This is a genomic window from Paracoccus sp. PARArs4, assembly GCF_947311865.1.
In the GTDB taxonomy this organism is placed as follows: domain Bacteria; phylum Pseudomonadota; class Alphaproteobacteria; order Rhodobacterales; family Rhodobacteraceae; genus Paracoccus; species Paracoccus zeaxanthinifaciens.
Window position 1 is genome coordinate 102,249 of record NZ_CAMZMW010000009.1, and the last position, 18,749, is coordinate 120,997.

Annotated in this window: 20 protein-coding genes; 18 read left to right on the top strand and 2 right to left on the bottom strand. The window is 68.1% G+C overall.

Annotated elements, in window-relative coordinates; all coding sequences use genetic code 11:
- Positions 1 to 9 precede the first annotated feature (9 nt).
- From QMZ16_RS09430 to QMZ16_RS09475, 10 genes are all read left to right on the top strand, one after another.
- The gene (locus tag QMZ16_RS09430) at positions 10 to 1,713 is read left to right on the top strand and encodes a DEAD/DEAH box helicase (RefSeq protein ID WP_282603050.1); all 1,704 of its coding nucleotides are present in this window, start codon (positions 10 to 12) and stop codon (positions 1,711 to 1,713) included.
- Entirely contained in the window at positions 1,710 to 2,135 is a 426-nt protein-coding gene (locus QMZ16_RS09435; RefSeq protein ID WP_282603051.1) for a DUF6511 domain-containing protein, read from the top strand. The genes QMZ16_RS09430 and QMZ16_RS09435 overlap by 4 nt, the downstream gene beginning before the upstream one ends.
- Positions 2,135 to 2,902, top strand: a complete 768-nt coding sequence (locus QMZ16_RS09440) for a hypothetical protein (RefSeq protein ID WP_282603052.1) — start codon at positions 2,135 to 2,137, stop codon at positions 2,900 to 2,902. The genes QMZ16_RS09435 and QMZ16_RS09440 overlap by 1 nt, the downstream gene beginning before the upstream one ends.
- Positions 2,899 to 5,193, top strand: coding sequence for an AAA family ATPase (locus QMZ16_RS09445; protein WP_282603053.1), 2,295 nt, complete (start codon positions 2,899 to 2,901; stop codon positions 5,191 to 5,193). The genes QMZ16_RS09440 and QMZ16_RS09445 overlap by 4 nt, the downstream gene beginning before the upstream one ends.
- Positions 5,194 to 5,552: 359 nt before the next feature.
- The gene (locus QMZ16_RS09450; RefSeq protein WP_282603054.1) at positions 5,553 to 6,071 is read left to right on the top strand and encodes a hypothetical protein; all 519 of its coding nucleotides are present in this window, start codon (positions 5,553 to 5,555) and stop codon (positions 6,069 to 6,071) included.
- A 5-nt stretch (positions 6,072 to 6,076) separates the two neighbouring features.
- Positions 6,077 to 6,271, top strand: a complete 195-nt coding sequence (locus tag QMZ16_RS09455) for a hypothetical protein (protein WP_039616164.1) — start codon at positions 6,077 to 6,079, stop codon at positions 6,269 to 6,271.
- Positions 6,264 to 6,710 (top strand): DUF6362 family protein, encoded by a 447-nt coding sequence (locus tag QMZ16_RS09460; RefSeq protein ID WP_023851473.1) that lies wholly within the window; start codon positions 6,264 to 6,266, stop codon positions 6,708 to 6,710. Before QMZ16_RS09455 ends, QMZ16_RS09460 begins: the two co-directional genes overlap by 8 nt.
- 404 nt (positions 6,711 to 7,114) lie before the next feature.
- Complete coding sequence (locus QMZ16_RS09465) at positions 7,115 to 8,434, top strand: ParB N-terminal domain-containing protein (RefSeq protein WP_282603055.1); 1,320 nt, start codon at positions 7,115 to 7,117, stop codon at positions 8,432 to 8,434.
- On the top strand, positions 8,434 to 9,423 hold the full coding sequence (locus QMZ16_RS09470) for a DNA cytosine methyltransferase (RefSeq protein ID WP_282603056.1): 990 nt from the start codon (positions 8,434 to 8,436) through the stop codon (positions 9,421 to 9,423). Before QMZ16_RS09465 ends, QMZ16_RS09470 begins: the two co-directional genes overlap by 1 nt.
- Positions 9,420 to 9,644, top strand: coding sequence for a hypothetical protein (locus tag QMZ16_RS09475; RefSeq protein WP_282603057.1), 225 nt, complete (start codon positions 9,420 to 9,422; stop codon positions 9,642 to 9,644). Before QMZ16_RS09470 ends, QMZ16_RS09475 begins: the two co-directional genes overlap by 4 nt.
- Positions 9,645 to 9,697: 53 nt before the next feature.
- On the opposite strand, the gene QMZ16_RS09480 is transcribed toward QMZ16_RS09475, so the two are convergent.
- Both QMZ16_RS09480 and QMZ16_RS09485 read right to left on the bottom strand, forming a co-directional pair.
- Complete coding sequence (locus QMZ16_RS09480; RefSeq protein ID WP_282603058.1) at positions 9,698 to 10,267, bottom strand: DUF3489 domain-containing protein; 570 nt, start codon at positions 10,265 to 10,267, stop codon at positions 9,698 to 9,700.
- Positions 10,268 to 10,362: 95 nt separating this feature from the next.
- Positions 10,363 to 10,671, bottom strand: a complete 309-nt coding sequence (locus tag QMZ16_RS09485) for a hypothetical protein (protein WP_282603059.1) — start codon at positions 10,669 to 10,671, stop codon at positions 10,363 to 10,365.
- Between the two features lie 111 nt (positions 10,672 to 10,782).
- Between QMZ16_RS09485 and QMZ16_RS09490 the strand changes: the two genes are divergently transcribed.
- The 8 genes from QMZ16_RS09490 (at position 10,783) to QMZ16_RS09525 (ending at position 18,513) form a co-directional block, all read left to right on the top strand.
- Positions 10,783 to 11,379, top strand: a complete 597-nt coding sequence (locus QMZ16_RS09490) for a hypothetical protein (RefSeq protein ID WP_090734995.1) — start codon at positions 10,783 to 10,785, stop codon at positions 11,377 to 11,379.
- Entirely contained in the window at positions 11,327 to 13,333 is a 2,007-nt protein-coding gene (locus QMZ16_RS09495; protein WP_282603060.1) for a phage terminase large subunit family protein, read from the top strand. Before QMZ16_RS09490 ends, QMZ16_RS09495 begins: the two co-directional genes overlap by 53 nt.
- Positions 13,334 to 13,335: 2 nt before the next feature.
- Positions 13,336 to 13,545, top strand: coding sequence for a hypothetical protein (locus tag QMZ16_RS09500; RefSeq protein WP_282603061.1), 210 nt, complete (start codon positions 13,336 to 13,338; stop codon positions 13,543 to 13,545).
- Entirely contained in the window at positions 13,545 to 15,101 is a 1,557-nt protein-coding gene (locus tag QMZ16_RS09505; protein ID WP_282603062.1) for a phage portal protein, read from the top strand. Before QMZ16_RS09500 ends, QMZ16_RS09505 begins: the two co-directional genes overlap by 1 nt.
- Before the next feature lie 4 nt (positions 15,102 to 15,105).
- A complete protein-coding gene (locus QMZ16_RS09510) occupies positions 15,106 to 17,163 on the top strand; it encodes a prohead protease/major capsid protein fusion protein (protein ID WP_282603063.1) in 2,058 nt (685 codons plus the stop codon).
- Positions 17,164 to 17,240: 77 nt separating this feature from the next.
- Positions 17,241 to 17,576 (top strand): DUF2190 family protein, encoded by a 336-nt coding sequence (locus QMZ16_RS09515; protein ID WP_133395133.1) that lies wholly within the window; start codon positions 17,241 to 17,243, stop codon positions 17,574 to 17,576.
- Entirely contained in the window at positions 17,576 to 17,887 is a 312-nt protein-coding gene (locus tag QMZ16_RS09520) for a hypothetical protein (protein WP_133395132.1), read from the top strand. The genes QMZ16_RS09515 and QMZ16_RS09520 overlap by 1 nt, the downstream gene beginning before the upstream one ends.
- The gene (locus tag QMZ16_RS09525) at positions 17,884 to 18,513 is read left to right on the top strand and encodes a DUF6441 family protein (RefSeq protein ID WP_282603064.1); all 630 of its coding nucleotides are present in this window, start codon (positions 17,884 to 17,886) and stop codon (positions 18,511 to 18,513) included. Before QMZ16_RS09520 ends, QMZ16_RS09525 begins: the two co-directional genes overlap by 4 nt.
- The last annotated feature ends 236 nt before the right edge of the window (positions 18,514 to 18,749 follow it).

Genomic DNA, 18,749 nt, shown 5'->3' on the forward strand with positions numbered 1-18,749 from the left:
AGACCGGCCATGCGCCTGCGCCCTCGCCAGAAGACCTTCGTCGAGCGCAGCGTGGCTGCGCTCGCTTCCCGCGGCAACACGCTGGGCGTGGCGCCCACCGGTGCGGGCAAGACCATCATGCTCTCGGCGGTCACCGGCGAGATGATCGGTGCCATGTCAAAGAATACGGGGGCCAAGGCCTGCGTGCTGGCCCATCGCGACGAGTTGACGGCGCAGAACCGCGCCAAGTTCCACCGCGTGGTGCCGGGCGTCGCCACCTCGGTGATCGACGCCACGGAGAAGTCCTGGGGCGGCCAGGTCGCCTTCGCCATGGTGCCGACGCTGGCGCGGGCCTCGAACCTCGCCGACATGCCGCGCCTCGACCTGCTGGTCGTCGACGAGGCGCACCATGCCGTCGCCGACAGCTACCGCCGCATCATCGACCGCGTGCGGGAGGCCAATCCCGACGCCCGCATCTTCGGGGTCACGGCCACGCCGAACCGGGGCGACAGGAAGGGCCTGCGCGAGGTCTTCGACAATGTCGCCGACCAGGTTCGGCTGGGCGAGCTGATCGCCTCGGGCCACCTCGTGCCGCCGCGCACCTTCGTCATCGACGTGGGCGTGCAGGACGAGTTGCGCTCGGTCCGCAAGACGATGTCGGATTTCGACATGGCGGAGGTGGCGGGCATCATGGACCGCGCCCCCGTCACCGACGAGGTGATCCGGCACTGGAAGGAGAAGGCAGGCGACCGGCAGACCGTGGTGTTCTGCTCCACCGTCGCCCACGCAGAGCATGTGACCGACGCCTTCAGGGCGGCGGGCGTTTCCGCCGCGCTGATCCACGGCGATCTGGCGGCCGAGACCCGCAAGGCGATCCTCGCCGACTACGCGGCGGGCGACATCCGCGTCATCGTCAACGTGGCGGTGCTGACCGAGGGCTGGGACCATCCGCCCACTTCCTGCGTCGTGCTGCTGCGGCCGAGTTCCTACAAGTCCACGATGATCCAGATGGTCGGACGCGGCTTGCGCACCGTCGATCCCGAGGAACATCCCGGCATCGTCAAGACCGACTGCGTCGTGCTGGATTTCGGCACCTCGAGCCTGATCCACGGCACGCTGGAGCAGGATGTCGATCTCGACGGCAAGACCGAGACCGGCGAGGCGCCGACCAAGACCTGTCCGGCCTGCGAGGCGGAGATCCCGCTCGCCGCCACCGAGTGCCCGCTCTGCGGTGAGGCGTTCCCGCGCGAGGATCTGGATGCGGGCGAAGGCGGCGGCGCCACGCCGCTCTCGGGCTTCATGATGACCGAGATCGACCTGCTGAAGCGGTCCAGCTTCGCGTGGGTCGATCTCTTCGGCGACGATGCGGCGCTGATGGCCAACGGGTTCAGTGCCTGGGGTGGCATCTTTTTCCTCGATGGTCGCTGGCACGCTGTTGGCGGCGGCAAGGGCCAGACGCCGCGTTTGCTGGGGGTGGGCGAACGCCCGGTCTGCCTGGCGCAGGCGGATGACTGGCTGAACACCCACGAGACCGATGAGAGCGCATTCAAGTCGAAGGGCTGGCTGACACAGGCCGCCACCGAAAAGCAGCTGCAGTATCTGCCACCCGAATGCCGCCATGACTTCGGTCTGACGCGGTACCGCGCCTCCGCTCTGATGACCTTCGGCTTCAACAAGCGCGAGATTCGCCAACTTGTGGGCCGCGCCAGCCCGGACATCGGGAGGGCCGCGTGAGCCATGTCGCGCAAATCGCACCCCCGCCCGCAGCGCCTGCGGATTGCCCGGAGCGTATTCGGCTCTGGCACCCGCGCCTCAAGCCTTGCGCCGTCTGTCTGCGCCCCGCGCGCGGCTTCGGTTTCTTCAACCCCAACAAACCCCGCCCCCGCGAATACCGCTGGTTCTGCTCGATGCACTGCCAGGCGTTCTTCGCGGCCCGACACCGGAAAGGACTGACCATGCAGGGAACCACTGATGAAGAACGCCTCGCCATAGCGATGGTGATGAAGCGGCTCGGCACGACCATGGACGAGATCGGCTGGGACAAGCGGCTGCGGGATCTGGATGCGACAGAGGTCACTGCGCTGATCGAGGAGGTTCTGGAAGGTTACGGCGCCGAGATGGCGCGCATCGCCGCCAGGAGCGAGGTGCCGTTCTGATGCTGGATTTCAACCCGCGCCCCTCCATGGCCGAGCGGATCAACGCGCTGGTCGACGCCGCGCTGATCGCCGAGCGGGAGGCCACGCCGCCCCGGACCTATCTCGGCGCGTCCCGTCTGGGACATGCCTGCGAACGCGCGTTGCAGTTCGAGTTCGCAGGCGCGCCCAAGGACGAGGGCTCGGACTTCGGCGGGCAGACTCTGCGGATCTTCGAGATCGGTCACCAGCTCGAGGATCTGGCGATCCGCTGGCTGCGGGCGGCCGGGCTGGACCTCTACACCCGCAAGGGCAACCGCCCCGATGGCGAACAGTTCGGCTTCTCTGTCGCGGGCGGCCGCATCCGTGGCCATGTCGACGGGGTCATCGCGGCGGCACCGGCCGCGCTCGGTCTCCGCACCCCGGCGCTCTGGGAATGCAAGACGATGAACGCCAGGAACTGGCGGGCCTGCGTCAAGGACGGGGTCGCCGTCTCCAAGCCCGTCTATGCCGCACAGATCGCGATCTACCAGGCCTACATGGAGCCCTCGGTGCCGGGCATTTCTTCAGCCCCGGCACTGTTCACGGCGATGAACAAGGACACGGCCGAACTGCATCACGAGCAGGTCGCCTTCGATGCCGATCTGGCGCAGCGCATGTCCGACCGCGCGGTGCGGATCCTGCAAGCCACCGACGCCGGCGAGCTGCTGCCCCGCATCGCCGCCAGCCGCGACTTCTTCGAATGCCGGTTCTGCGCCCATGCCGAGCGGTGCTGGGGGTTGGCGGTATGAGCGACGACAAGATCATCCACTTCAATCCATGGCGGGATTTCAACGACGCGGCACCGCTGCCCGATCCCTTCGCCGTGGAACCGGATCCCGCGCAGATCGCGCGCTTCGTCGACGTGGTCTTCGGCTATTCCGAGGGACTGATCCCTGTCCGTGGCTTCGTGGACAAGGGTCAGGGCAAGGACGGTCGGCCTCACAACATCTGGATCGACGCGAACGGCGCGGCGCCCGACAAGCTCGCCACCTTCGCCGCCTGGGGCGCGCGCGAGGGAGCGGCGGTCTATGTCATTCCCGGCACGGTGGCGGAAACCGGACAGGCGCGTGCCGCCGATGTCCTGCAGATGCAGAGCGTCGTGGTCGATCTGGACGCGGGCGACATCGCTGCCAAGCTCGATCACCTCGTCCACCACCTCGGGCGACCGACGCTGATCGTCGAGAGCGGCGGACGCACAGCCGATGGCGCGACCAAGCTCCATGTCTGGTGGAAGCTGACCGAGCCTGCCGAAGGCGCCGATCTCGCGCGGCTTTGCCAGTTGCGGGGCGATATCGCGCTCAAGGTCGGCGGCGACATGCATTTCCGCTCGGCGCACCAGCCGATCCGCGTGCCCGGCACGGTATATCACAAGGGCGGACAGGAACGGCTCGTCCTGATCCGTGAAGCCAGCGATCTCGAGTTCGATCTGGCCGACATGCTCGAGCGCGCGAGCGAGATGCCGCCCATGCCCGGCGTCGGCATGGCGACGGCCGAGCCGCGCGAGAAACCCGGCGTGGACGCAGCCCTGACCACGCCGGTCCGCGAGGGCGGCCAGGATGCCTGGACGCGGTTCGAAGGCGTCAGCATGGCCATCGGACACTATGTCCGCATGGCGCATGAGGGGCGGATGAGCCGGGAGGAAGCCTGGCGCGCGATCGGCGAATACAACGCGGCGATGATCCGGCCGAGCTGGCCGGAAGACCGTCTCTGGGTCGAATACGAGCGGCTCTGGTTGCTGCACATCGCGAGGAACGGCCCGCCGCTCATTCGGAACGACGGCGCTCCGGCGGCAAGGGAGATCGCCACCTTCACCCTGGGGGCGCTGCTGGACGACGGAACGCCGATGCCCGACGACATCATCGGCCCGCGCGTCCTGACCCCGGGCGGCATGCTGGTGCTGGGCGGCGCGCCCAAGGTCGGCAAGAGCGATCTCGTCATCAGCTGGCTGGTGCACATGGCTGCCGGTGTGCCGTTCCTTGGCTTCACGCCGCCACGGCCGCTGCGCGTGTTCTATCTGCAGGCCGAGATCCAGTACCATTATCTGCGCGAGCGCATGCAGCAGATCGGCCTGCCGCCCGAGGTGATGGGCGCCGCCCGCGAAAACCTTGTCGTCACGCCGAAGCTGAAACTGCTGCTCGATGAGGGTGGCAGCGCGCTGGTCGCGCAGGCGATCCAGCAGGCGTTCCCGGCCGAGCCTGTCGACATCCTGTGCATCGACCCGATCCGCAACCTGTTCGACGGCGGACCTGACGGCGGTGGCGAGAACGACAACGCCGCGATGATGTTCTTTCTCAAGGACCGGGTCGAGGTGCTTCGCGACCACGTGAACCCCGACTGCGGGATCATCCTGATCCACCACACCAAGAAGCTGAGCAAGCATCAGGTGAAGGAGGATCCGTTCCTGGCGCTTTCGGGCGCCAGCGCGCTGCGGGGCTTCTACACCTCCGGCCTCATCCTGCACCGCCCCGACGAGGACGCGTCAGAGCGCAAGCTGGAGATCGAACTGCGCAACGGCCCCGCGCTGCCTTCGAAGCTGATCGACAAGGTGCGCGGCCAATGGGTCGAGATCAACCCGATGAACGAGCGCCTCGTGCGCGCCGAGGTGGGCGCAAAGCATGACGCCGAGCGCATGCGCAAGCACGACGTCATCCTCGGTCTGCTCTACGAGGAGGCGCGGCGCGGCAAGCTCTACACATTGGCGCAGTTCTCCGAAGCCTTCGAGAATACCGGGGGGCTCGGCGGGCGGACCATCGTCCACGACCGGCTCAGCGTTCTCGCCACCAAGGGCAAGGTCAAGTTCATCCGCGGCCCCGCCGCCACGCGCATCGGCCTGGCCGCGGAGCGGAGCAAATACGGCTATCTCTGCGTCGAGGGAATGCTGCTCGGCACGGGCGGCGAGACCGTCGATCCCGACACGGGCGAGGTCAAGCCGGAGCTGATCCCGGCGCTGCCCAGCCACTACAAATGCCCGCAGACCGGGGCCGTCCTGCCCGTCGAGAACCCCTCCGTCTGGGTCTATCAGGAGGAGGACGAAGCATGAAAACTCACGCCGTTCCCCGCCGCGAATTCTGGCTCCGCAGCCCCGGATTCTGGCCAGAATCCGCGAATTCTGCTCCCCGCGCGAATTCTGGATTCTGGCTTTTCCAATTTGATTTCAGTGACTTGGAAGGTGCTTTCCAGAATCCGGAAAGGCCTTTCCGAATTCTGCTCCGGATTCTGGAAGTTCTGTTTCGGATCAATGCCTTGGAGCAGTTTTCAGAATTCGGAAAACGCCCCCCTAAAGGGGTAGGTGACCTCCCCGCCAGGCGCGGGAGGGTCACCACCTACCCCTGGGCAATTTCTCGGGCTGGATGTCCCGCCCGCCACCCCATCGAGCAGCAACCCGGAAAGGAGCCCATCATGGCCCACGCATCTTTAACCCCGACACCCATGAGCACCCCGTTCCCCGGCGTGCCTGTCGTTCTCGCCCTCGATCTCGGCACCATGACTGGGTGGGCCTTGCAAGCTGCGGACGGTCTGATCACCAGCGGCACCGTATCCTTCCGACCGAGCCGCTATGACGGCGGCGGCATGCGCTACCTGCGGTTCCGGGGCTGGCTCGAGCAGCTGGCCCAAGACGCGGGTCCCATCACCGCCATCCACTTCGAGGAAGTGCGCAGGCACGTCGGCACCGACGCGGCGCATGTCTATGGCGGGCTGCTGGCCACGCTGACGTCATGGGCGGAGACCGCGGGCGTCGCCTATCAGGGCGTACCGGTCGGCACCATCAAACGCCACGCCACCGGCAAGGGCAACGCGAACAAGGACGCCATGATGGCCGCCGCCCGGGCGCGCGGCTTCTCGCCCGCCGACGACAACGAGGCCGACGCCATCGCGATCCTGCTCTGGGCGCTGGAGACCCGGGGAGGTGTGCAATGAGCGGCATGCGGTTCACGCCCAAGGGCTACGGCGGTCACCGCCGCAATCCCGACGAGGTCAAGCGCGACGGCTGGAAGGAACAGGGCCTGCTGGCCGTCGCCATCGACGACGACCGCCTGACCTGGCCCGAACGAGAGCTGGTACGCCAGCTCGGCGAGCGGCTCTACGGCAAGCGGGAACGGGAGGCGCGCCATGGGTGAGTGGACCACAGCACAGGTGCAGGACCGGCTGGAGCTCGCGGCGGGCGTCATGCGCCAGATGCCGGGCGTGATGCCGCAGGGCTTCTTCAACGCGTGGCCCGAGTACTTCCACAGCTTCGCCGACAAGGTCGGTCAGGAGCCGCAGATGCGTCGCCCGAGACCCAGCCCGCGTCAGATCACGCAGGCCGAGGAAGCGATGCTCTGGCTGCGCTGGCTGGAGCCCGAGGATGGGCGCCTGGTCTGGGCCCGCGCCGACGGCATGGCGTGGAAGCCGATCTGCTGGCAGTTCGGTCTGTCGCGCACGGCCGCGACCAAGCGCTGGCAGTACGGCCTTGCCGTGATCACCTGGCGGCTGAACGGTCGCGTGCCGTCGCCCCGTCGGTCGCAGCAGTTCGTCATCGAAAACGCCAATCGCCTGTCAAGAAAAATCGTCCTCTGAGGAAATTTTCGGGTGTACATCGCAGGGCCTTACACATTTCGACGAGGCCGTTAGAAAACCAATATGCTCGGGAGAGGAGCGCGCAGGCAGACGCCGCGCCGCTGGCTTCCGGGGTCCAGTGAAGGGTCCAGCCGGGGTCCAATGGGCTAACCCATTGAGTGCTTGGTTCCTTCCTGGCGACATTCGTATGCTGGCGGGCGAAGCGCGGGACATCGCCAGCGACAGGGCCGGATTTTTGGGAAGCCACCCGGAAGCCGGAGCCACGCGCGCCCCGCGCAAACACCAATGAACGCTGGCCTTCCGCCTGGACACCGCTGGTGGCCGCTGGACCCCGTGTGGAGTCCAGCGCGGCATCCGGAGTCCGGAAGCCACCGGCATCCACCCGACCGAGGACCTTGCCCACCATGACGCTGAGCTTCGCCCCGGACGCGATCCAGACGTGGCCGCTGTCGCGCCTGCAGCCCTACGCGAAGAACGCGAAGGCGCACGGGCCGGACCAGGTCGCGAAGATCGCCGCCAGCATGGCCGAGTTCGGCTGGACGGTGCCATGCCTCGTCGCCGAGGACGGCGAACTGATCGCGGGCCACGGGCGCGTTCTGGCCGCAACGGAGCTCGGGCTGACCGAGGCGCCGGTGATCGTGCTCGGGCACCTGACCGAGGCGCAACGCCGGGCCTACCGCATCGCGGACAACAAGTTGACGGAGCTCGGCACCTGGGACGAGGCGCTGCTCTCGGCCGAACTGAACGACCTCTTGGCCGAGGATTTCGACCTGTCGCTGGTCGGCTTCTCGGACGGCGAACTCGACAAGCTGCTGGCCTACGTCGCGGAAGACGACGGTGAAGAAGGTGGCGCCGGGGGCTCCGTGCCGCCGGTGACCATCCCCGAGCCGCCGCGCAACCCGGCGTCGCGCACGGGCGATCTCTGGATCCTCGGCGACCATCGCCTCCTCTGCGGCGACAGCACCAGCGCTGCCGACGTGCGCCGCATGATGAATGGCGAGCGCGCGATCCTGTTCGCGACCGATCCGCCGTATCTCGTCGACTACGACGGCTCGAACCATCCGACCCGCAACAAGGACTGGTCCGCGTCCTACGGCACGACCTGGGACGACAGTTCGCAGGGTGCGGAGCTCTACGACGGCTTCATCGCGGCGGCTGTAGCGGAAGCCATCACCGACGATGCGGCCTGGTACTGCTGGCACGCCTCGCGCCGCCAGGCGATGCTGGAAGCCTGCTGGGAAAAAGCGGGCGCCTTCGTCCATCAGCAGATCATCTGGGTGAAGGACCGCGGGGTGCTCACCCGCTCGCATTACCTGTGGAAGCACGAGCCCTGCTTCATGGGCTGGCGCCGCCCCAACCGTCCGCCGAAGGTGGCCGAGGAAACGCTGCCATCGACATGGGCGCTGCCAAGCTTTGCCAAGGACGACCGGCCCGACCATCCGACGCCGAAACCGCTGGACGCATTCGGCATCCCGATGCGCCAGCATGTGGCGCGGGGCGGCCTCTGCTACGAGCCGTTCTCGGGCTCCGGATCGCAGATCATGGCGGGCGAAGCCAACGGCCGCCGCGTCTTCGCGATGGAGATCAGCCCGGCCTATGTCGACGTCGCCGTCGAGCGCTGGCAGGCCGAGACCGGCCGCGAGGCAATCCTCGACGGCGACGGACGGACCTTCGCCGAGGTGAAGGCCGAGCGGTTGGGTGACAAGGCCGAAGCCGCTGCCTGATGGCCGTCTACTACAACGATGCCGATCCCGCGGCCTGCGCATGGCTGCGGGAACTGATCGCGGCCGGGCTGCTGCCCCATGGCGAGGTGGACGAGCGGTCCATCTTGGACGTGGAGCCCGCCGACCTGCGCGGCTTCGCGCAATGTCATTTCTTCGCCGGAATCGGCGGCTGGCCTTACGCGCTGCGACTCGCAGGCGTAGCGGAGGATCTGTCCGTCTGGACCGGTTCGCCGCCCTGCCAGCCATTCAGCCAGGCCGGGCAGCGCAAGGGAAAGGACGATGACCGCCATCTCGCCCCGACCTTCCTGCGGCTCGTCGCGGCCTGCCGCCCGGAGCTCGTCTTCGGCGAGCAGGTCGCCAGCGCGGCAGTGCTCGGACCGGTTGGCGGCGCGGCTCGAGCAGCAACTGAGGGCGCGGCTAGCTGGGCGTGGTTCGACGCTCTGGCAGATGCGCTGGAAGCGGCATCTTACGCCGTCGCGGCGGCCGATCTGCCGGCTGCGGGCATCGGCGCGCCGCACATCCGCCAGCGGCTGTTCTTCGGCGCCGTCGCCCTGGAAGCAGCCCCTCTCGGGATGGGCGACGGCCTCGGCGCGGGATCACAAGGACGGATCGGAATGCCGGGCGGTGCCGATCAATGCACTGCTCGGCCGACAGGTCTGGCTGGCGGGTTGGCCGACGGCGATGGCGGGCTCGCCTGCGACGGAGCGCTACAACGCGGCCGGCAACACCGATGCGAGCCGCAGGACGGTGAAGCTGGTGGACTGGTCGATGGCGCCGACCCTGCCGGGGCCAATGCGACGGACGGCGTCTGGCGAGATCCGGATTGGCTCCTCTGCCGCGATGACCGCTGGCGGCCCGTTGAGCCCGGAACATTCCCGCTGGCTGATGGGATACCCGGCCGCATGGGGCTGCTGCGGGGCTACGGCAATGCGATCGTGCCGCCGCTCGCGGCGAAGTTCGTGATGGCTTTCATGGAGAGCCTGCGATGAAGCAGAGCCGGACCATGTCGATGCTCGAGGCCACGGCAAACGTTGTCGTCGGCTACGTTTTGGCCATCGCCACGCAGATCGTCGTGTTCCCGTGGTTCGGGATCGAGACGGGACTCGCGGAGCATCTGACCATCGGCCTCGCCTTCGTCGGCGTCTCGCTGGTGCGCGGCTACCTGCTGAGGCGGCTGTTCGAGGCGATCCGCATGCGGGGTCTGGAATGAAGAACCGCCGCCCGGCGTTGGGCGGCGGCACATGTTCGTTTCGGTGCAGAGCGTCAATCACGGATGGTGTAGACGCGCCCCCTTCCATCGACCTTTTCGGAGGTGATCATCAGGCCCAGCTTCCTTTTCAGAGCGCCGGACATCGCACCCCTCGCTGTGTGCGACAACCACCCCGTGGCGGCCACAATCTCGTCGAGGGTGGCTCCCCCGGGCGCGCGCAGCATGGCGATCAGCGTGGCTTGCTTGGTGCCCTCGCGCGGCGTGCGCGCCTTGGGCGCGGCTTCGGATCCGGTGGGAGCGTCCGGCGCGGCCCACTCTGTCGGCGCGTCCGTCGCGCCCGCAGGCGCGGGGTTCGCGTCCTCGGTCTCGACGCCGATGGCGGCGAGTCCTGCGTCGGTGGCGACCAGCGTGACGCCGTGGCCGTCGCCGGTTTCGCGCCAGACGGGCTCGCCCTTGCGCAGGTCGGCGTCGACCTCTTGCAGGAAGCCCTTGGCGAGCATCGCGCCGACCACCTTGGCGGCAGCCCCGCCGCGCAGGCTCTCGGGCAGCGGCAGGGCGATGCGGTCCTCGCGCCGTGCGGCAGAGCTGAGGATGATGGCTTGGGTATCGGAAAGCTTGGTCATGGGGTCGTCTCCGTTTTCGGGCCCGCGTCATGCGGCGCCTCCTACGACCCCGAGCCGCGCAGAGCGCGCGGCGGGAGTTCCGGCAGTGCCGGAGATCAGCGGGCGTGTTCGCCCTCGCCGAAGGCGCTGTCGGTGATGCGCTTCAGAAGGCTGGCGTAGTGTTCGAGGGTGCCGACCATCGCCCAGCCCGCCTCGTCGGGGGCGCAGTTGAAATGGTCGTCGCTGAGTGCCTGCAGGCGGGCGAGCATCTCGTCGATCTCGGCCTTCTTGCCGATGAAGGCCGCGAGTGCGTTCGCCCGGTTCCTCGAACCAGTGGCGGAACCGGGCTCACCCTTGTTCCGGCGCGCCTTCTCGGCGCGGGCCTCAAAGCGCGGGGTGGTGATCGGGTTCAGGCGGCGGGTCATCGGGGTGGCTCCTTGGTGAGTTGCATCGCTTCGCTGGAGTGACGTTCGCTCTCTCCGCAGCGCTTATCAACTCGACAAGCGCATGATCTTGAATGATAATCGGAGCCGCCGATGCAGGGCATGAGCGAGCGCCAGTACGCCGCCCATGTCGGGCTGTCGCGGGGCGCGATCCAGAAGGCGAAGACGGCCGAGCGGCTGGTCCTCTATCCCGACGGCAGCATCAACGCGGCCGCCAGCGACGCCAGGCGTGCCGAGACGACGGACCCGTCCAAGACCCGCAAGCCGCTCGCACCGAAGATGAAGCCCGTCCCCGAGGCGGCCGTGGCCGCGGTCGGCGACACGCTGCGCGAACAGGGTCTGGCGGTCCCCGCGGTCGGCAGCGGCACGACCTTTCTGCAGGCGAAGACCGCGAACGAGGTGCTGAAGGCGCAGGAGCGGCGCGTACGGCTGCAGAAGCTGAAGGGGGAGTTGATCGAGCGGGCCCGCGCGCTGGCGCTGGTGTTCCGCCTGGCGCGGGAGGAACGGGACGCGTGGGTGAACTGGCCCGCGCGCGCGGCGGCGCTGATGGCGGCAGAACTCTCGGCCTCGTGCAGCGACGCGACGGGCCAGCAGATCACCGTGGAGCCAGCCGCGATGCAGAAGGTCCTGGAGAAACATGTACGCGCCCACCTCCACGAACTCGCCGAGGTCCGGCCCGACTTCCGGTGAGAGCGGCGATGGCCTGACGGACTTCGACGGCGCGGGAGAGATCCTGCGCGCCTGGGGCAACGGGCTGCGGCCCGACCCGGACCTGACCGTCTCAGAATGGGCCGATCGGCACCGGATGCTCTCGGGTCGCGCCTCGGCCGAACCCGGGCGGTATCGCACGGTTCGCACGCCATACATGCGCGAGATCATGGACCGGCTGAGCCCCGGCGATCCCACGCAGCGGGTTGTGTTCATGAAGGCCGCACAGGTCGGCGCGACCGAGGCGGGGAACAACTGGATCGGGTTCGCGATCCACCAGGCGCCGGGACCGATGCTGGCGGTCCAGCCGACGGTGGAACTGGCCAAGCGCAACTCGCGGCAGCGGATCGACCCGCTGATCGACGAGAGCCCGGAATTGCGGGAGCGGGTCAAACCGGCGCGCTCGCGCGATGCGGGCAACACCATGCTGTCGAAGGAATTCGCGGGCGGCATCCTGATCATGACGGGCGCGAACTCGGCCGTCGGGCTGCGCTCGACGCCCGCTCGCTACATCTTCCTCGATGAGGTTGACGCTTATCCGGCTTCGGCTGACGAGGAAGGTGATCCCGTCACGCTGGCCGAAGCCCGGTCGCTGACCTTCGCCCATCGGCGCAAGGTGTTCCTGGTCTCGACGCCGACGATCCGGGGGCTATCGCGCATTGAGCGGGAATTCGAGGCAAGCGACCAGCGGCGATTCTTCGTGCCGTGCCCGCATTGCGGTCAGGAACAATGGATGAAGTTCGAGCGGCTTCGCTGGCAGAAAGGCCGCCCGGAGACGGCTGAATATCACTGTGAGGGCTGTGAACAGCCCATCGCCGAACACCACAAGACGGCGATGCTGGAGGCAGGCGAATGGCGGGCGACCGCCACCGCTGCCGATCCGACCACGGTCGGATATCACCTCTCGGCGCTTTATTCGCCGATCGGCTGGCTGAGTTGGGAGCGGATCGTGCGTGCATGGGACGCGGCCCAAGGATCCGACGAGGCAATCAAAGCGTTCCGAAATACGATCCTCGGCGAAACATGGGTCGAGTCCGGCGAAGCACCGGACTGGCAGCGGCTCTACGACCGGCGCGAGCGCTGGAAACCGGGCATCGTCCCTGCGGGCGGGCTGTTTCTGACCGCCGGGGCTGACGTGCAGAAGGATCGGATCGAGGTCGATGTCTGGGCCTGGGGCCGCGGGCTGGAAAGCTGGCTGGTCGATCACATCGTGATCGAGGGCGGGCCCGACCGGCATGAGGCCTGGGGCGATCTGACTGAATTGCTCGGTCGGACCTGGCCACATGCGCGTGGCGCGCATCTCAAAATCGCTCGGCTTGCCATCGACACCGGCTATGAAGCCCCGGCGGTGTACAGCTGGTCACGGGCCCAAGGGTTTGCGCAGGTCGCCCCCGTGAAAGGCGTCGAAGGGTTCAATCGCGCCAGCCCGGTGTCCGGACCCACCTATGTGGACGCGACCGAAGGTGGCAAGCGGCTGCGTCGGGGCGCGCGACTATGGACCGTGGCGGTTTCGACTTTCAAGGCCGAGAGCTATCGCTTCCTGCGACTTGAGCGACCGACCGACGAAGAGCGCGCCGACGGGGCGGCGTTCTCACCGGGCACGGTGCATCTGCCGCACTGGGTCGAAAACGAATGGCTCAAGCAGTTCGTGGCCGAGCAGTTGGTCACGGTGCGCACGAAGCGCGGCTTCGCCCGGCTCGAGTGGCAGAAGTTGCGCGAACGCAACGAGGCGCTGGACTGCCGGGTCTACGCCCGCGCCGCCGCCTGGATCGCGGGCGCGGACCGCTGGTCTGAGGCGAAATGGCGCGATCTCGAGGATCAGCTCGGGGCCGCTCCCACCGACACCGATCCCGCGGGACAGATCAACCGGCCGGGACAGGCCCCGCAGGGCAAGCGCCGCTCCGACTGGCTCGGGCGGCGCGGAGGATGGTTCTGAACATGACCGACTGGACGGAAACCGAGCTCTCGGCGCTGCGCCGGGCCTATGCCAGCGGCACGACCCGGGTCAGCTATGACGGCAAGTCGGTGGATTACGGCTCGGCCGTAGACCTACTCGCCCGCATCCGGACCATCGAGCGCGCCATCGCGGGCGTGGGTCGTCCGCTGCCGGTGGCCGGGCTCGCTGGCTTCTCGCGCGGGGATCGATGATGTCGGCGACCTGGTTCGATCACGCCATCGCCACGGTGGCGCCGCGCATGGCCGCCCGCCGCGTGATGGCGCGTCAGGCCTTCGAGACCCTGACACGGGGCTATGACGGTGCCGCGCGCGGACGGCGGACGGAGGGCTGGCGGGCGCCGGGATCCTCCGCCGACACCGAGATCGGTGTCGCCGGGGCGCTGCTGCGCGACCGGATGCGGGATCTGGTGCGCAACAACCCGCACGCGGCCAAGGCCGTCGCGGTCCTAGTCAATAACATCATCGGCGCGGGCGTCATGCCGCGCGCCGCCAGCGGCGACGACAAGCTCGACCGCAAGGTCGACGCGCTGTTCGAACGTTGGACGGCAGACTGCGACGCCGATGGCCAGCTCGACTTCTACGGTCTGCAGACGCTGATCTGCCGCGAGATGGTCGAGGCAGGCGAGGTGCTGGTGCGCCGCCGGTTGCGGCGGGCAAGCGATGGTCTTCCAGTGCCGCTGCAATTGCAGGTTCTGGAAGCCGATTTCCTCGACGCCACCAAGTCCGGCGCCCTCGGCGCGGGGCGGCTGGTCCAGGGGATCGAGTTCGACCCGGTCGGCAAGCGCCGGGCCTATTGGCTCCACGCGGAGCACCCGGGCGACGCCTACGGGGCCTTGCAGAACGGGTTGGAGAGCCGCCCGGTCCCGGCGAGTGAGATTGCCCATGTGTACGAGAAGCAGCGCACGCAGGCGCGCGGGGTTCCGTGGGGCGCGCCGGTGATCCGAAGCTTGCGTGATCTCGACGACTACGAGGTGGCGGAACTGGTCCGCAAGAAGACCGAGGCCTGCGTCACCGCCATCGTGTTCGGCGATGATGAGGCGCAACAGGGCATCGCGCCCTCCGTTGTCGATGCCGATGGCAACCGGGTCGAGCAGTTCGAACCGGGGCTGATCGCCTATGCCCGCGGCGGCAAGGACATCCGCTTCAACCAGCCATCGGCGACGGGCGGCTATGGCGAATACAAGCGCGCCAGCCTGCACACGATCTCGGCCGGGTTCAGGGTACCCTACGAGCTGCTTACCGGCGACCTCAGCCAGGTCAACTATTCCTCGATCCGCGCGGGGCTCGTGGAGTTCCGCCGCCAGATCGACGCCGTGCAGTGGCAACTCTTCATTCCGATGTTCTGCGCGCCGGTCTGGCGGTGGTTCACCGAGGCGGCGTGGGCGGCGGGCCAGATCCCGTCTCCGACCGTACCGGTCGAATGGTCGCCGCCGAAGTTCGAGGCGGTCGATCCGCAGAAGGATGCAATGGCGAACCTGCTGTCGATCCGTTCGGGCACCATGACGCTGGCCGAGGTGATCGCGAAACAGGGCCGCAATCCCGACGCCGTGCTGGCCGAGATCGCAGCGACCAATGCCAAGCTCGACGCGCTGGGGCTGGTGCTCGACAGCGACCCGCGCCGTGTCACGAAAACCGGCAGCGCGCAGACCAGCGATCCGGCGACCGATCCCGCCGCCGACGCACCGGATACCGACGACTCCTCCGCCGACGCGGAAACCGAACCGGCGCAGGCCGACCAACAGGACTGACCCCATGGACACGATGATCGAACTGCCGGCCATGCGCCGGTCGGCGGAGCTTGCGCCGAACACGGCCGATGCCGACAGCCGCACCGTCGAGGTGGTCTGGTCGGCCGGGGCCCGCGTCCGCCGCGCCACCTTCTTCGGCGAGCCCTATGACGAGGAGCTGAGCCTCGACCCGGCCCATGTCCGCCTCGACCGGCTGAACGCGGGCGCGCCCTTCCTCAAGGTGCACGAGCTCGACACGCTGGATGCGGTGATCGGCTCGGTCGTTCCGGGCTCGGCGCGGATCGAGAACGGCCGCGGCATCGCGCTGGTGCGGATCAGCGAGCGCGCCGATGTCGAACCGATCTGGCGCGACATCCAGGCCGGGCACATCCGCGCGGTCTCCATCGGCTATCAGGTCCACCGCTTCGAGGTCTCGAAGCCCGAGGCGGCCCGGGAGCTTTGGCGGGCCGTGGACTGGACGCCCTTCGAGGTCTCCGCCGTCGCGGTCGGCGCCGACCCCGCCGCCGGTTTCCGCGCCCAGCACCCCCTTCACGACTGCGTCCTCCACCGCCGGGACGCCCCTTCCACAACGAAAGGACCGATCCCGATGACGGACAAGACGGAAACCCCGGCGAGCGACGCCGCAAACCCCACCACCAACCAGCCGACCGAGCCGGTCGAAACCGAGGACACCCCCATGACCGAGCCGAAAGCGGCTGCGCCCGAACCCAAGGTCGCCGCAGTGGAAACCCGCACGCATCCGAAGACCGACGCCCCCGCTGCGCCCGACACCGAGGCGGTCGCCACCCGCGCCCGCGAGGCCGAGCGCGACCGCGTCTCCACAATCTACGATCTCGCGGGCCGCCTGAACCTCGAGCGCGGCTTCGCCGAGGATCTGGTCAAGCGCGGCGTCAGCGTCGACGAGTCCCGCCGCCTGATCCTCGATCAGGTCGCCGCGAAGTCGGACGAGACCCGGACCTTCCCCCATGTCTCCGTGCCGCTCGGCGGCCGGGACGAACGCATCACCCGCCGCGACGCCGTGGCGAACGCGCTCCTGCATCGCTACAGCCCGACGCTGTTCCAGCTGGAGGACGCCGCCCGCCAGTATCGCGGCATGACGCTCATGGAACTGGCCCGCGAGAGCCTCGGCAATGCGGGCGTCAATACGCGGGGCCTGTCGCGCGACGAGGTGGCGACGCGGGCGCTGCACTCGACCTCCGACTTCCCCGAGATCCTGTCGGCGGTCACCAACAAGACCCTCCGGCAAGCCTACGAGGCCTATCCGCGCACCTTCATGCTGTTCTGCCGCCAAGTGCTCGCCACTGACTTCAAGGCGATGCACCGGGTGCAGCTCGGCGAGGCGCCGCAGCTGCTCGAGGTCGGCGAGAGCGGCGAGTTCAAGCGCGGGACGCTCGGCGAGAGCAAGGAGAGCTACAAGGTCAAGACCTATGGCCGGGTGGTCGCGATCACCCGCCAGACGCTGATCAACGACGATCTCGACGCCTTCACCCGGATCCCGGCGATGTACGGCAACTCCATCGCGCAGCTGGAGTCGGACGTGGTCTGGGGGATCATCACCGCCAACCCGGCGATGGCCGACGGAAACGCGCTCTTCCACAACACCCATAAGAACCTCGCGGGCACCGGGGCGGCGCTCGACGTGAGCAGCGTCGGCGCGGCCCGCGCGGCGATGGCCAAGCAGAGGGGGCTCGACAAGAAAACGGTGCTGAACGTCCGGCCTGCCTTCCTGATCGTGCCGGCCTCGCTGGAACTGAAAGCCGAGCAGCTGGTCGCCCAAAACCTCGTGCCTGCTGCGACGTCCAGCGTGGTGCCGCAATCGATCCGGACGTTGGCGCCGATCAGCGAGCCCCGGCTCGACGCCGCCAGCGAGACCGCCTGGTATCTGGCGGCCAGCCCGAACCAGATCGACACCATCGAGTACGCCTATCTCGAAGGCCAGCAGGGCGCCTACATCGAGACGCGCAACGGCTTCGACGTCGACGGCGTCGAGATCAAGTGCCGCCTCGACTTCGGCGCCAAGGCCATCGACTGGCGCGGCCTCTACAAGAACCCGGGCGCGTAACCCGCACCCCATGCCGAACCCTGACACGCGGGCGGTCCTGACGGGCCGCCCTTCGTCTTTCCACAAGGATCCTCCCCATGAAAAACTTCGTCCAGCCCGGCAACACCATCACCCTGACCGCACCCTATGCCGTCGCCTCCGGCGATGGCCTGCTCGTCGGCTCCATCTTCGGCATCGCCGCGGGAGCGGCCGCCCTCGGCGAGCCCGTCGAGACCGCGCTCGTCGGCGTGTTCGACATCACCAAGGTCGGCTCCCAGGCCTGGACCGTCGGCGCCAAGGTCTATTGGGACGGCACCAACAAGCGCTGCACCACGGTCGCGACCGACAACACACTGATCGGCGTGGCCGTCGAGGCGGTGGCGAGCGGCGCGGGCGACACCATTGGCCGAGTGCGCCTGAACGCGACGTTCTGATGAGCGCCTTCGCTGCCGCCGTGGGCGCGCTCTTTGCCGATCCCAATATCGGCCGGGACGCAATCTACATCGCCGACGGCGGCGCGCCCGTGCTGGTGCGTGCCGTCGCCCGGCGCGCGGATGTCGTCTCCGACTTCGGCGATGCCCGGCTCTGGTCCGAGACCACCCGGATCGACCTGCGCGTCGCCGAGGTGGCGAGCCCGCGTCCGGGCGATCGCATCGAGATCGACGGCGACGCCTTCCTCATCCAGGGAGAGCCGGTTCGTGACCGCGAGCGGCTGGTCTGGACCGTCGATCTGAGGCCCGCGTGAAACTGAAGCTCGATATCGATCCCGACATCGTCGCGATGATGGCGGCCGAAGTCGCGGCGGGCGAACGCGCTGTCACGGCCGCCATGCGCGAGGCCGGGACCGGGCTGAAGACCGCGTGGAGGCTGCAGATCACCGGCGCGGGGCTCGGGCCCCGGCTGGCCAACTCGATCCGGAGCCAGAACTTCCCGAGGTCGGGCGAGAGCCTGGACGCGGCGGCGCTGGTCTGGTCGAAAGCTCCGGTCATCGTGGGCGCGCATGACACGGGGCCGCTGATCCGCTCGAAGAACGGGTTCTGGCTGGCGATCCCGCTGCCAGCTGCTGGCAAATCCCTGCGCGGCGGCCGCATCACGCCCGGCGAATGGGAGCGCCGCCGCGGGCTGCGCCTGCGCTTCGTCTATCGCCGCACCGGCCCGAGCCTGCTGGTGGCGGAGGGACGGCTGAACACGAAGGGTCAGGCGGTGGTGTCGCGCTCGAAGACCGGGCGCGGCAAGGTCACCGCGCCGATCTTCCTGCTGGTTCCGCAGGTCAAGCTGCCGAAGCGGCTCGACCTCGCGCGGGATGCAGACCGGACGTTGAACAGCGTGCCGGGGCTGATCGTGGCGAATTGGGTGGAGGGGAGGCTGTAGATGGCCTAAGCCGAAAGAAATGGCGGAGTTATCCATGAGGTCAGAAACTGTTCTCGAGAGATTGCTTGAATCTCCCCCGGTCAGATTGAACGCGTTGCCTACCGATCAGGGCATATATGCCTTGTACGATCATGAAGGCGTGGCCCGCTACATCGGAGTGACAGAGATGGGTCTGAGAAGGCGGATCCATGACTACCATGTTGGTGGAGATGGAAATAGCCACAAGTTCTCCACGA

Coding starts and splice junctions, on each gene's coding strand:
- QMZ16_RS09430 (WP_282603050.1), top strand. CDS start 10: ATGCGCCTGCGCCCTCGCCAGAAGACCTTCGTCGAGCGCAGCGTGGCT.
- QMZ16_RS09440 (WP_282603052.1), top strand. CDS start 2,135: ATGCTGGATTTCAACCCGCGCCCCTCCATGGCCGAGCGGATCAACGCG.
- QMZ16_RS09445 (WP_282603053.1), top strand. CDS start 2,899: ATGAGCGACGACAAGATCATCCACTTCAATCCATGGCGGGATTTCAAC.
- QMZ16_RS09450 (WP_282603054.1), top strand. CDS start 5,553: ATGGCCCACGCATCTTTAACCCCGACACCCATGAGCACCCCGTTCCCC.
- QMZ16_RS09455 (WP_039616164.1), top strand. CDS start 6,077: ATGCGGTTCACGCCCAAGGGCTACGGCGGTCACCGCCGCAATCCCGAC.
- QMZ16_RS09460 (WP_023851473.1), top strand. CDS start 6,264: ATGGGTGAGTGGACCACAGCACAGGTGCAGGACCGGCTGGAGCTCGCG.
- QMZ16_RS09465 (WP_282603055.1), top strand. CDS start 7,115: ATGACGCTGAGCTTCGCCCCGGACGCGATCCAGACGTGGCCGCTGTCG.
- QMZ16_RS09470 (WP_282603056.1), top strand. CDS start 8,434: ATGGCCGTCTACTACAACGATGCCGATCCCGCGGCCTGCGCATGGCTG.
- QMZ16_RS09475 (WP_282603057.1), top strand. CDS start 9,420: ATGAAGCAGAGCCGGACCATGTCGATGCTCGAGGCCACGGCAAACGTT.
- QMZ16_RS09480 (WP_282603058.1), bottom strand. CDS start 10,267: ATGACCAAGCTTTCCGATACCCAAGCCATCATCCTCAGCTCTGCCGCA.
- QMZ16_RS09485 (WP_282603059.1), bottom strand. CDS start 10,671: ATGACCCGCCGCCTGAACCCGATCACCACCCCGCGCTTTGAGGCCCGC.
- QMZ16_RS09490 (WP_090734995.1), top strand. CDS start 10,783: ATGCAGGGCATGAGCGAGCGCCAGTACGCCGCCCATGTCGGGCTGTCG.
- QMZ16_RS09495 (WP_282603060.1), top strand. CDS start 11,327: ATGTACGCGCCCACCTCCACGAACTCGCCGAGGTCCGGCCCGACTTCC.
- QMZ16_RS09500 (WP_282603061.1), top strand. CDS start 13,336: ATGACCGACTGGACGGAAACCGAGCTCTCGGCGCTGCGCCGGGCCTAT.
- QMZ16_RS09505 (WP_282603062.1), top strand. CDS start 13,545: ATGTCGGCGACCTGGTTCGATCACGCCATCGCCACGGTGGCGCCGCGC.
- QMZ16_RS09510 (WP_282603063.1), top strand. CDS start 15,106: ATGGACACGATGATCGAACTGCCGGCCATGCGCCGGTCGGCGGAGCTT.
- QMZ16_RS09515 (WP_133395133.1), top strand. CDS start 17,241: ATGAAAAACTTCGTCCAGCCCGGCAACACCATCACCCTGACCGCACCC.
- QMZ16_RS09520 (WP_133395132.1), top strand. CDS start 17,576: ATGAGCGCCTTCGCTGCCGCCGTGGGCGCGCTCTTTGCCGATCCCAAT.